The 10,656-nt window shown below is 72.6% G+C and carries 12 protein-coding genes and 1 pseudogene; 9 read left to right on the top strand and 4 right to left on the bottom strand.

The annotated features are described in order from the left end of the window. Positions 1–188: 188 nt before the first annotated feature. Both H5J33_RS12390 and H5J33_RS12385 read left to right on the top strand, forming a co-directional pair. Entirely contained in the window at positions 189–1,268 is a 1,080-nt protein-coding gene (locus H5J33_RS12390; RefSeq protein ID WP_181794953.1) for an NADP-dependent oxidoreductase, read from the top strand. Positions 1,269–1,694: 426 nt separating this feature from the next. Further along, the gene (locus H5J33_RS12385) at positions 1,695–2,591 is read left to right on the top strand and encodes a phenylalanine 4-monooxygenase (RefSeq protein WP_181794952.1); all 897 of its coding nucleotides are present in this window, start codon (positions 1,695–1,697) and stop codon (positions 2,589–2,591) included. Between the two features lie 356 nt (positions 2,592–2,947). Here H5J33_RS12385 and H5J33_RS12380 read toward each other — a convergent pair whose 3' ends face one another. After that, positions 2,948–3,175, bottom strand: a complete 228-nt coding sequence (locus tag H5J33_RS12380) for a hypothetical protein (RefSeq protein WP_181794951.1) — start codon at positions 3,173–3,175, stop codon at positions 2,948–2,950. Here H5J33_RS12380 and H5J33_RS12375 point away from each other — a divergent pair. Together H5J33_RS12375 and H5J33_RS37395 are read left to right on the top strand one after the other, a co-directional pair. After that, positions 3,174–3,800 (top strand): hypothetical protein, encoded by a 627-nt coding sequence (locus H5J33_RS12375; protein ID WP_181794950.1) that lies wholly within the window; start codon positions 3,174–3,176, stop codon positions 3,798–3,800. The two genes, H5J33_RS12380 and H5J33_RS12375, sit on opposite strands and share 2 nt — an antisense overlap. Before the next feature lie 28 nt (positions 3,801–3,828). Further along, a pseudogene (locus H5J33_RS37395) lies at positions 3,829–4,083 on the top strand (NAD-dependent DNA ligase LigA); the annotation flags it as partial. 7 nt (positions 4,084–4,090) lie between these two features. On the opposite strand, the gene H5J33_RS12370 reads toward H5J33_RS37395, so the two are convergent. Then, positions 4,091–4,807: an MIP family channel protein gene (locus tag H5J33_RS12370; RefSeq protein ID WP_181794954.1), complete on the bottom strand. Its 717-nt coding sequence runs from the start codon at positions 4,805–4,807 to the stop codon at positions 4,091–4,093. Positions 4,808–5,281: 474 nt separating this feature from the next. On the opposite strand from H5J33_RS12370, the gene H5J33_RS12365 reads away from it, so the two are divergent. Continuing rightward, positions 5,282–5,932 carry a TetR/AcrR family transcriptional regulator gene (locus H5J33_RS12365; protein ID WP_181794949.1) on the top strand — a complete coding sequence of 217 codons (651 nt, stop codon included), beginning with the start codon at positions 5,282–5,284 and terminating at the stop codon, positions 5,930–5,932. Positions 5,933–5,958: 26 nt separating this feature from the next. On the opposite strand, the gene H5J33_RS12360 is transcribed toward H5J33_RS12365, so the two are convergent. Next, positions 5,959–6,240: a hypothetical protein gene (locus tag H5J33_RS12360; protein ID WP_399552813.1), complete on the bottom strand. Its 282-nt coding sequence runs from the start codon at positions 6,238–6,240 to the stop codon at positions 5,959–5,961. A gap of 90 nt (positions 6,241–6,330) precedes the next feature. On the opposite strand from H5J33_RS12360, the gene H5J33_RS12355 reads away from it, so the two are divergent. Further along, positions 6,331–6,987 (top strand): HD family hydrolase, encoded by a 657-nt coding sequence (locus tag H5J33_RS12355; protein ID WP_181794948.1) that lies wholly within the window; start codon positions 6,331–6,333, stop codon positions 6,985–6,987. 159 nt (positions 6,988–7,146) lie between these two features. On the opposite strand, the gene H5J33_RS12350 is transcribed toward H5J33_RS12355, so the two are convergent. Continuing rightward, the gene (locus tag H5J33_RS12350) at positions 7,147–8,286 is read right to left on the bottom strand and encodes an NAD(P)/FAD-dependent oxidoreductase (RefSeq protein WP_181794947.1); all 1,140 of its coding nucleotides are present in this window, start codon (positions 8,284–8,286) and stop codon (positions 7,147–7,149) included. Positions 8,287–8,461: 175 nt separating this feature from the next. Between H5J33_RS12350 and H5J33_RS12345 the strand changes: the two genes are divergently transcribed. Genes H5J33_RS12345 through H5J33_RS12335 form a run of 3 tightly spaced genes read left to right on the top strand, consistent with a single transcriptional unit; the run spans position 8,462 to position 10,544 of the window. Beyond that, positions 8,462–9,163 carry a TetR/AcrR family transcriptional regulator gene (locus H5J33_RS12345; protein ID WP_181794946.1) on the top strand — a complete coding sequence of 234 codons (702 nt, stop codon included), beginning with the start codon at positions 8,462–8,464 and terminating at the stop codon, positions 9,161–9,163. A gap of 20 nt (positions 9,164–9,183) precedes the next feature. After that, positions 9,184–9,687, top strand: coding sequence for an NUDIX hydrolase (locus H5J33_RS12340; RefSeq protein WP_181794945.1), 504 nt, complete (start codon positions 9,184–9,186; stop codon positions 9,685–9,687). 41 nt (positions 9,688–9,728) lie between these two features. Further along, positions 9,729–10,544 (top strand): nucleotidyltransferase domain-containing protein, encoded by an 816-nt coding sequence (locus H5J33_RS12335; RefSeq protein ID WP_181794944.1) that lies wholly within the window; start codon positions 9,729–9,731, stop codon positions 10,542–10,544. Positions 10,545–10,656: the final 112 nt, after the last annotated feature.

The following is a 10,656-nucleotide window of genomic DNA, read 5'->3' as shown; positions in this document are numbered from 1 at the left end:
CCGGACCGCACGCCGGGCGACCGGCTCGACGCTCGGGGCGGTCTTGCCTTTGACGTGCGGGTCAGGGTTTAGCGTGTGCGCGCTCGACCGGCCGGAACCATCGCGTCCCGGCCGTCCGACGCGTCGGCGCGCCGACACGCGTCGTCCCGTCGCTCCCCCTCGCCCCGCCACTGCCCAGGAGGTCACGCATGACATCGCTCCCACAGCGGATCAGCCGTGAGGTACGGCTCGCCGCTCTGCCCGCGGGGCTCCCCACGCCCGCGGACTTCGCCCTCGCCGAGGTCCCGGTGGAAGCCCCGGCGCGCGGTCGGGTCCTCGTCCGCAACCGGCGGTTCCTGGTCTACGGCGGACTGCGCACCCTGCTCGGCGGGGCGGCGAAGGACACTCCGGTGCCCACGCTGCGCCCGGGAGACACCCTGTACGGGCCGGCCGTCGGCGAGGTGGTCCTCGCTCCGCCGGGCAGCCCGCTGCGCCCGGGCGATACGGTGACGCACCTGCTCGGCTGGCGTGAGTACGCCCTCGTACCGGAGGCGGAGTGCGCGAGGGTCGACCCGGCGCTGCCCGACCCGGTCGCCCGGCTCGCCTCCGGCTCCGCGGCGTACGGAGCGCTGACCCGGGTCGCCGGTGTGCGCGAGGGAGACGTCGTCCTGGTCACCGGGGCCGCCGGCGGGGTGGGTTCGCTGGCGGGGCAGATCGCCCGGCTGCTTGGCGCCTCCCGGGTGATCGGCACCACCGGCTCGCCGGGGAAGGCCGGGCGTCTCGTCGCCGAGCTGGGCTACGACGCGGTGGTGACCGCCGGGTCCTGGCGCGAGGGGCGCGGCTCGGGCAACTCCCGGGAGGCGTACCGGGCCTTCGCCGGTCAGCTCGCCGAGGCCGCGCCGGACGGCATCGACGTGCTCCTCGACAACGTGGGCGGCCCGCAGCTCAGCGCGGCGGTGGACGCCGCCCGGCAGGGTGCGCGGTTCGTCCTGGTCGGCGCGCTGTCCGGGCAGCTGGCGGCGGAGGGTTCCGGCGCCGTCGCCCCGGCGGAGATCGACACGTTCCGGCTGATCGTCAAAGGGGTGTCGGTGCGGGGGTACCTCGGCACCGACCATCCCGGTGTGGAGGCGGAGTGGACCGCGCGGTTCGCCGACTGGCTGCGGTCCGGCCGGATCCGTCTCCCCCTCACCCGGTTCACGGGCATCGATCGTGCCCCATGGGCGTTGCAGGAGCTGATCGAGGGCAAGCGATTCGGCACGGTCGTCGTGGAGTTGCCGGAGCATGACTGACGACCGCTGCCACGGACGGCGGGAGGTACGCATCGTGCGGATCGGCGACGCGGCGGCGGCAGTGGGGACGACGCCCAGGGCCGGTGGCCGAACGGTCGTGCTGAGGGGAGACTGGCCACGGAAGGCGTACGTCACGCTCGTTCCACTCGAACGAGTGAGCCAGCTGAACAGTCGGTCCGGGGGACTCGTCGCCGGCCGGTCCGGGCCCGCGGGCCCCGGCCGCCGTGAGAGGCGGCCACGCGAACCGAGACGCCTCAGGCGGTACCCGGGGTGACGGCACAGGTCCACACCCGGACCGCCGGCCCGGTGCCGCGCTTTTCGACCCGGTCACCATGCCGTCGGCCAGACCGGCGCGCCGGCCGGGAACAGGAGTCCGCTGCCCCGAGTACCGCCCGACCGACCAGGACGGGAAGGAATGATCGGTTCATGAGCGGCATCCAGGTGCGAACGCCCGTCGCGGCCGACGGCCGACTGGGCGAGGCCGGCGCGCACCCCGGTCTGAGCGATCCGGACTATCTGCACCGCCGCGGGGAGATCGCCGCGCGGGCCCGCGGCCACGGGGTGGGTGACCCGTCCCCGCCCGTCGACTACACCGAGGACGAGGAGAGGACCTGGCGCACCGTCCACCGGGCGCTGTGGTCGGCCCAGGACGAACACGCGTGCCGTGCCGCCCTCGACGCCAGGGAGCACGCGCCGGTCCCCGCGGACCACATCCCGCAGCACGCCGAGGTCGGCGCCCGCCTGCGGCGGCTGACGGGGTTCGACTTCACCCTCGCCGGGGGAGTGGTCGAGAACAAACGGTTCCTGGGATCGATGGCGGACGGCTACTTCCACGCGGTGCAGTTCGTCCGGCACCCCGCCGTACCGCTGTTCACCCCGGAGCCCGACGTCATCCACGACGTCTTCGGCCACGGCATCCACCTCGCCTCGCCCGCCTTCGCCCGGATCTACCGCCTGATCGGGAAGGCGGCGATGCGGGTCGAGCGCGCGGACGTGTTGCAGATGATCAGCGACGTGTACTGGTTCACCCTGGAGTACGGCGTCCTCGACGAGGGCGGGGCCCCGAAGGCGTACGGCGCGGCCCTGCTGTCCTCCTACGGCGAGATCGGCCGGCTGGGCGCGGCCGACGTCCGGCCACTGGACATCGACGCCATGCTCGCCACCCCCTACGACATCCGCGGCTACCAGCCGGTCCTCTTCAGCGCCCGCACCCTGGACGAGGTCACCGACATCCTGGCCGGCTTCCTGGAGGACCTGGACGACGACATCGAACCGGACGGACGGCAGGCCCCGGGCGCGGCGGGTACCGCCGTCGGCCGCTGAGCGGACGGATCCGCTCGGCGGGTTCACTCGCGGCGGGCCTCGGCGGCGGTCTCCGATCGCGCGGCCGTGCTTCGGGAGCGCCTTCGCCATGACCCACCGGACTCGTCGCGGTGCCGGGTGGTGGTCTTGCCGTGGGGGCCGGGGGTGTCCGCGACGACGGGGGCGAAGGTGTCCTCGGGTCGGCCGCCCACCTCGTCGGCGAGCAGGGCCTCCGGCCTCAGCCGCCGGGAACGCCCTTCCCCAAGGGATGCCCCGCGGGCGAATCGCGGCGCGGGCAGGACGCACTGACCTGGGGCAATAGACTGCCGTTCTGCAACAAGGGGAACTCCGCCTTGTCCCAACACCACCTACGGGGATCACATGCGGCGTTCAGCCACTCTCGTCGGCGTCAGCGCCATAGCCGTACTCGCGTCCGGCTGCTCGTCGGCCTCCGGGGGCCGGGCGGCCGGGGGCAGGGAACAGACGACGTCCGCGGCGTCGTCTCCGGCACCGGCCGTCGACGCGGGCCGGGAAGTACGGGCCGCCGTCGACACCACGCAGCGGAGCACGGCCCGGATCGACGACCGGATCAGGCTGACCGGCATGGGCCAGGACTTCACCATCACGGTGAAGGGTGCCTTCGACATGAAGGCCGACCGGGGCAGCCTGAAGGTCTCACTGACCCATGCCGGCGCTTCCCCCGATGCGGCGGTGCGCCTGGACGAGATCTTCCACGGGAGCACCGTCTCTTTCCGGATGCCCGAGGAAATGAACGGCGACACCGGCTGGCGGTCCACTTCCCGGGACGAGGCCGAAGTCCACGCGTTGTTGCGTGCGCCCCTCAACGACCCGGAGTTCGTGCTGCGCCAGGTGAGCATGGCGCACAGCCTCACCGCCGCCGGCGAGGAGAAGGTGAACGGAGTTCCGGCTCGGCATTACACCGGGAAGCTGGACCACAAGCCTTTGCTGCTGCGGATGGTGAAGGAGCGTCGCGAGAAGGCGGAAGAGGCGATGGCGATGACCGGTGACGAACTTCCGGCGACCGCCGATGTGTGGGTCACCAAGGAGGGACTGATCACCCGCGCCCTTCTGGCATGCGATCTCGGCGGCATGAAGGTCTCTTCGACGATGAACCTGACGGATGTGGGCAAGCCCGTCACCGTGGCGTCACCACCCGAGGGAGCGCGGCCCGTGCCGGCCGCTTCGGTCGGTGGCCCACTCGTGGGCTGACCGGACAAAACCCACCCTGTGCCCGGAGAGTGACGCCGACGCGGGCCCGTTGGCCGGGATGAAGGGCGTGGTCACCGGTGCGATGACCGGTCCTCTCCCGCAAGCGGAGGAACGGGCTGACCGAGCGCGCCGGCGGCAGGTCGCCGGACAGCGTCTCGAAGGAAACCGGCCTGGTCGTCGCGGGGGAGGAAACGGGTTCCGAGTGTGTGAAGGCCGAGCCCCCGGCGTCCGTCTCACCACCCCCGACGAGTTCGCCGCAATGGTCGCGGAGCCGCATGTCTGACGGGTCATCAGGTCGCCGCCACCTCGTCGGCGATCGTGCGCTCCTCGCCCGCCGGGTGCGTCACGTGGTGGACGAGCGCCGCGAGCAGACCGCCGACCAGCGGCGCGACGATGAACAACCACAGCTGCGACAGCGCGGGACCACCGGCGAACAGGGCGGGGCCGAGGCTGCGCGCCGGATTGACCGACGTACCGGTCAGCGGGATGCCGAGGAGGTGGATGACGGCGAGGGCGATGCCGATCGGCAGACCGTCGAAGCCGACGACCGCGACCCGGTGTGTCACCCCGAGCACCACGAACACGAGGAGGAAGGTGAGGACGACCTCGGCGAGGAACGCGCCGCCGGTGTTGATGTGCACCGCCGACCGGTCCCCGTAGCCGTTGCTGCCGAAGGCGCCGTGGGCATGGAAGCCGGGCACCTGTTCGGCGAGCAGGAAGAGCAGGGCCGCCCCGGCGATGCCGCCGACGAACTGCGCGATCCAGTAGCCGATCGCGGTGGCCACGTCGATGCGGCGGGCGCACAGCATGCCCAGGGTCACCGCCGGATTGACGTGGCACCCGGAGATGGGCCCGAGCGCGTAGGCGAGGGCGAGCAGCACGAAGCCGAAGGCCAGCGCGATGCCCAGGGTGCCGATGAACTCGACCCCCAGAGCCGCGCAGCCCACGGCGAAGAAGACCAGAAGCAGAGTCCCGAGGAACTCCGACACCAACGCCCGTGTGCGCATCGCCATCGCCACCACCCTCACCTACGTCGATTTCAGTCGTGCCGTATGGAGAGCCTCGACCGGACGGCGTACGCGCGCCCCTCGGAGGGCCGTGGTACGGGGCCGAAGGAGTGACGGACGGACCTCCCCGGCCTGCCTCGGTCGCCCGCGACGGCAGCGAGACGGCGGTCGGCCGGGATACCGCCCCGCGGCGCGTCTGCCGCTCGGCGAACGAGGGGCCCGGTCGCCTCCATGGCGATCATGAGCCGCCCCGGGCCGGGATCGGGCATGGGCACGGCCGCGCGCCGGATCCGCAGGCCCCCGGGGCGCATGACGCGCGGCAACGCACCTGGTCGAGGAGTCCCTGCCACGACAGCCCTCCTGTTTCCGGAGAACCTCGCGGCCGTTGCAGGCGGTAGCCCCTTCCGTGGCGACGGTCGGTAGCGTCGGTGATAGGTTCTAACCGCCAGTTGCCGAGAGAGCGGGGAGACGGCCGTGAGCAAGCCGGAAGCGAGCACTCCCAGGGAGCGCTACCGCGCCCAGGTGCGGGAGGAGATCAAGGAGCACGCCTGGGAGCAGATCGCGACCGCGGGGGCCTCCGCGCTCTCCCTCAACGCCATCGCCAAGCGGATGGGCATGAGCGGACCGGCCCTGTACCGCTACTTCGCCGGCCGCGACGAGCTGATCACGGCGCTCATCAGGGACGCCTACCGCAGCCTGGCCGACACCTTCCGCGCCCGCGCCGAGGCCGGCACCGACCTCCACGGCCTCGCGCAGGCCCTGCGCGAGTGGGCCCTGGCCGACCCCCAGCGCTACTTCCTCGTCTACGGGACCCCGGTGCCCGGCTACCAGGCGCCCGACGACACCACCCGGATCGCCTCGGAGATCATGGCCGTCATCCTCGACGCCTGCACCGCGGAGGAAGCCCCCGACGCGCCGGTGTCTGACCTGGAGGAGCATCTGCACGCACACCGGGCCTGGGCCGGACAGCACCCGGCACCCCCGTCGGCCCTCCGGCGCGCCCTCGCCTTCTGGACCCGGCTGCACGGCGTACTGTCCCTCGAACTCGCGGGCCAGTTCACCGGCATGCGCTTCGATCCGGCCCGGCTGTACGGCGCGGAGGCGGAGTCCGTGGCGCAGACCTGACAGGGGCCGCACACTCCGGCCGTGGTTCAGCGCGCCTCGGAGTCCTCCAGCAGCTCCGCCACGGTGAAGCGGGTGAGGAACGACTGCGTCGCTCCGTCGACGACAAGGAGGAAACCGTCCCCGTCCCGCAACAGCCGGCGGCGCTTGGGGAACCTGGGATGCTCGGGGGAGTAGCTCCGCGCCCGCCGCTCCAGCTCCGCGAGCGCCTGCTCACGAGACCCGGTGAAGTGCACCATCACCCAGGCCTCGGTGTGCTTGCGATCCGCCGAGCCCGTGGTGGTCTCGACGATCAGCCCCCATGTGGTCATGCTCCCCGCCCTCTCACTCTCCTGGAGCCTCTCACACCGGGAGGCGAGGGGAACCGGCGCGGCCGTACCCCCCTCTGCCACGATGAGCGCATGAGCGATGAACGGCGAAGCCTGCTCGCGGAGAAGACACCCTTCCCCGACGACCTCGAGGAAAGACTGCGCGCCCAACTCACCTTCCTGGTGGAGGTGGACCAGCTGAAGACCATCCTCCGGCAGTCCCCGCTGGCCGCCGCGGACCGTCGCGAGAACGACGCGGAGCATTCATGGCACCTGGCGATGATGGTGGTGATCCTCGCCGAACACTCCGACCAGCCCATCGACGTCGGGCACACCGTCCAGCTCGTCCTGCTGCACGACCTCGTCGAGATCTACGCCGGTGACACCCCGCTGTACGACAGTGCCGCGGGGGCCGGTCAGCAGGAGCGTGAAGCCGCCGCGGCCGACGAGCTGTTCGGACTGCTGCCGGCGGACCAGGCCCGGCGGATGCGCTCCCTGTGGGACGAGTTCGAGGAACGCCGCACCCCCGAGGCGAAGTTCGCCAAGGCGATGGACCGGCTCCAGCCACTCCTGCTCAACTGGATGGCCCGTGGCGGCACATGGCGAACCCCGGGCATCACCGCGGACGACGTCCGCGCCCGCAAGGCCGTGATCGGGGAGGCGTCCTCCGCGCTGTGGCGGGCCGGGCGGCGCCTCATCGACGAGGGGGAGGCGCGCGGCTGGTCGAGGAGCGGTGTGTCCCGGTCCTGACGCCGGGTGCCTTTCCGCCGGCGTCCGGAGCCGCGCGTACGGCGCTTGGCCCTGCCGGCCCCCGGGATTTCGCCGGCTGTGGACGCCCCCAGGGGGCAACGGCGGGTGCCGCGGCATCCGGGTCGCCACCCGCAACCCGCCGGCCGGGGCGCGGGTGGTTCACTCCGTCCGCTGCCCGTGGCCGGTGAAGAAGTCGACAAGGCTGTAGGGGGCGTTGTCGTCGAGGCACAGGGCGTGGACGCGGGAAGCCATGGCGGCGACGGCGGCGCCGCGGGGGAAGAGCGCCTCCTCGTACGAGGCCAGCGCGGCCTCGGTGTCGTACGGGTGCGCGGCGAGGGCCTTGCCGAGTTCGGCGCCGTCGTACATGGCGAGGTTGGCCCCGTCGCCGGACGGGTGCATCAGGTGGGCGGCGTCGCCGAGCAGTGTGACGCCGGGCACGCGGTCCCAGCGGTGTCCGATCGGCAGGGCGTGGATGGCGCGGGGGACAGGCGGGGTCTCTCCGTCCGTGATCAGGGCGGTGAGTTCCGGGGCCCAGTCGTGGAACTCGGCGGCTATACGGGCGGTGACGCCCGCGGTGTCGCCGAAGTCCAGGGAGTCCAGCCACTCCTGTGGCTTGCGGAGCGTCACGTAGGTGTGCAGGACGCCGTCCGGCTCGCGATGGGCGGAGATGCCCCTGCCGGGGGCGAGGGCGAAGAGCGAGCCGTCGCCCACGGCCCGCGCGGCGGCCGGATGGCGGGTGTCGCTGTCGTACAGGCAGGTCTCGATCAGGCATGTCCCGACGAACTCGGGCCTGGCCTCGGACAGGAGCGGACGGACCCGGGACCAGGCTCCGTCCGCGCCGACGAGCAGGCCGGCCGTCACGGCGGTCCCGTCCGCGAACGTCACCTCGTGCCGGCCGCCGCCGAGGGGCCGCACCGAGGTGACCTTGCGCCCCCACCGGACCGTGCCGGCGGGCAGCGAGTCGAGCAGGATCCGCCGCAGCTCGCCGCGCGGCACCTCCGGACGCCCGCCGGTGCCGTCGTCCGGCTCGTCCAGCAGGAGCCGACCGTTCTTGTCGAGGACCCGGGAGGCTTCGGCGCCCTGGTGGATGATGCCGAGGAACTCCTCGTGCAGCCCGGCGGCCTTGAGCGCGAGCTGCCCGTCGTGGTCGTGGATGTCGAGCAGACCGCCCTGGGTGCGGGACGTCGGTGAGGACTCCGCCTCGTAGACCGTCGCCGGGATGCCGTGCACATGGAGAACCCGGGCGAGCGTCAGTCCGCCGAGTCCCGCTCCGATGATCGTGACAGGGGTGATGGTCATGGGGTTTCCCTCCGGATCGGGGACCGCCGGGCGGACACCCGGCGGATCGGCCAAGCACGACTGGAGCGGTGTTCCGCCAACCGACTGGAACAGTGTTCCAGCGGCACTCACAATGGAACGACGTTCCAGGACTTGTCAAGCTGGAATGGCGTTCCAGAGCGCCTAGACTGAAGCCATGGCAAGCAGGAAGAGTCGTCCGGAGCGACGGCAGGAACCACTCTCCCGGGAGCGCATCGTCGCCGCCGCCGTCGAACTCCTCGACACCGTCGGCGAAGGCGGACTCACGTTCCGCGCGCTGGCCGAGCGCCTCGCGACCGGCCCCGGAGCGATCTACTGGCACGTCGCGGGCAAGACCGAACTCCTCGTCGCCGCCATAGACGCCGTCATCGCCCCCACCCTCGCCGGCGACGACACCGGCGCGACGCCGCAGGAGGCGATCCGCGCGCTCGCGCTCGGGGTGTTCGACGCGATCGACGCCCACCCATGGGTCGGCACCACGCTCGCCCAACTCCCGCGCACGCCGGGGAGGTCGCCGATGCTGGGGGTCTTCGAGCGCATCGGACGCCAGGTGCGGGCGCTCCAGGTGCCCGAAGCCGCCCAGTTCACCGCGGCGTCCGCGCTGTTGAGCTACATCCTCGGAGTGGCGGGCCAGAACGCCGCCAACACCCGGGCGGCCCAGGCGAACACGGACCGCACCGCGTTCCTCGATGCCGTGGCGACCGCGTGGGGTGAACTGGATCCCGACCAGTACCCGTTCACCCGCGATGTCGCCGGGCAGCTGCGCGAGCACGACGACCGGGCGGAGTTCCTCGCCGGCATCGACCTCATCCTCGCGGGCATCACCGCCGGCCGGCCCGACGGCCGGACACGGCCTTGAGACGGCCGTAGGGTGAGGGCATGCCGGACGACCAGCACCGCGTGACCGTGGACGACGACGTCGAGTTCCCCGTACCCGCCCCCGGCGAGGCGTGGACGGTCGGTGCCGTCGTCCTCGACCGGGACGGCCGGGCCTTCGCGCAGAAGCGCGGCCCCCGCCGACGGCTCTTCCCCGACTGCTGGGACATCGTCGGCGGGCACGTCGAGCCCGGCGAGTCGTTGCCGGACGCCCTCGCCCGCGAGATCGAAGAGGAGACCGGCTGGCGCCTGCGCCGTGTCCGCCGCCTGCTCGGGATCACCACCTGGAACGGCGACGACGGGGCCGGACCGCGCCATGAGGCCGACTACCTCGTCGAGGTCGACGGCGATTTGGACCGCCCCGTCCTGGAGTGGTCCAAACACACCGCGTACCGCTGGTTCGGCCCCGACGACCTTGCCGTCCTCAAGGAGAACCGGGCCCCCGGCGAACACCTGATCCACGACCTGATCGCGAAGGCCCTGCGAGAGCCCCCCGTGGCCCGGTAATCCGGTCGCGCGGGGCGATCCGCCCCAGCAGACTGGGCACCGTGGAACGCTTGACGGAGATCGCGGACCGGCTGGCCGGTGTCGGCGGCGTCGTCGGGGTGTGCCTGGGCGGGAGCCGGGCCAGAGGCACCCACGGTCCCGACTCCGACTTCGACCTGGGCCTGTACTACCGGCCGCCGCTCGACACCGCCGCCCTGCGCCTGCTCGCGGCCGAGCTGACCGGTGGGCCGGTGGAGGTGACCGAGCCGGGCGGCTGGGGGCCGTGGGTGGACGGCGGCGCCTGGCTGACCGTCGACGGCCACCGCGTCGACTGGATCTACCGGAATCTGGACCGCGTGCACCGCGTCTGGCGGCAGTGCCGCGCCGGACGGTTCGAGATCGGCGCCCAGCCCGGCCACCCCCTGGGCGTGTACTCCCACTCCTACGCCGGTGAGCTGGCCCTCGGCCGCATCCTCGCCGACCCCGGCGGTGAGCTGCGTGCCCTGCGGGAGCAGACGCGCCACTACCCCGAGCCACTGCGCCGGGCGCTCGTCGACAACGCCCGCTGGGAGGCACCGTTCATCCTGGCCGGCGCCCGCAAGGGGGCGGCCCGAGGTGACGTCTTCTTCGTCTCCGGCTGTCTCTTCCGCGCGGTCGGACTCCTCGTGCACGCCCTCCACGCCCACGCCCGGCACTGGGTCCTCAACGAGAAGGGAGCGGTACGCGCCGCCGGACAACTCGCCAACGCCCCCGCGGACTTCGCCGGACGGGCCCACAAGCTCTTCTCATCCCTCGGCACGACTCCGCGAACCCTCACCGCCGCACTCGACGACGCCGACCGGCTGACCGCCGAGGTATGCGACAAGCTCGCGGAGTGACCGGGCTCCGCGGACCCGGAGCGGGAGCGCCCGGTGCCGGTCACCCCTGACCGGCGCAGTCCTCCGCCTCCGCCAGGTACCGGGACACCGGCCCCAGCGTCAGCATTCCGCT

It is taken from the genome of Streptomyces sp. WELS2, from assembly GCF_013870595.1.
Taxonomy (GTDB): domain Bacteria; phylum Actinomycetota; class Actinomycetes; order Streptomycetales; family Streptomycetaceae; genus Streptomyces.
Note: the sequence above shows the minus strand (reverse complement) of the source record. Positions and strands in the feature narration are given on the sequence as shown.

What these genes read in the sequence shown, in the direction of transcription:
- H5J33_RS12345 (WP_181794946.1), top strand. Translation starts at nt 8,462, where the DNA reads ATGGCAAGCAGGAAGAGTCGTCCGGAGCGACGGCAGGAACCACTCTCC.
- H5J33_RS12360 (WP_399552813.1), bottom strand. Translation starts at nt 6,240, where the DNA reads ATGACCACATGGGGGCTGATCGTCGAGACCACCACGGGCTCGGCGGAT.
- H5J33_RS12380 (WP_181794951.1), bottom strand. Translation starts at nt 3,175, where the DNA reads ATGCCGGTCAGCCTGATCCGGTCGTCGATCCGGGCCGTGCTCCGCTGC.
- H5J33_RS12355 (WP_181794948.1), top strand. Translation starts at nt 6,331, where the DNA reads ATGAGCGATGAACGGCGAAGCCTGCTCGCGGAGAAGACACCCTTCCCC.
- H5J33_RS12390 (WP_181794953.1), top strand. Translation starts at nt 189, where the DNA reads ATGACATCGCTCCCACAGCGGATCAGCCGTGAGGTACGGCTCGCCGCT.
- H5J33_RS12340 (WP_181794945.1), top strand. Translation starts at nt 9,184, where the DNA reads ATGCCGGACGACCAGCACCGCGTGACCGTGGACGACGACGTCGAGTTC.
- H5J33_RS12370 (WP_181794954.1), bottom strand. Translation starts at nt 4,807, where the DNA reads ATGCGCACACGGGCGTTGGTGTCGGAGTTCCTCGGGACTCTGCTTCTG.
- H5J33_RS12375 (WP_181794950.1), top strand. Translation starts at nt 3,174, where the DNA reads ATGGGCCAGGACTTCACCATCACGGTGAAGGGTGCCTTCGACATGAAG.
- H5J33_RS12350 (WP_181794947.1), bottom strand. Translation starts at nt 8,286, where the DNA reads ATGACCATCACCCCTGTCACGATCATCGGAGCGGGACTCGGCGGACTG.
- H5J33_RS12385 (WP_181794952.1), top strand. Translation starts at nt 1,695, where the DNA reads ATGAGCGGCATCCAGGTGCGAACGCCCGTCGCGGCCGACGGCCGACTG.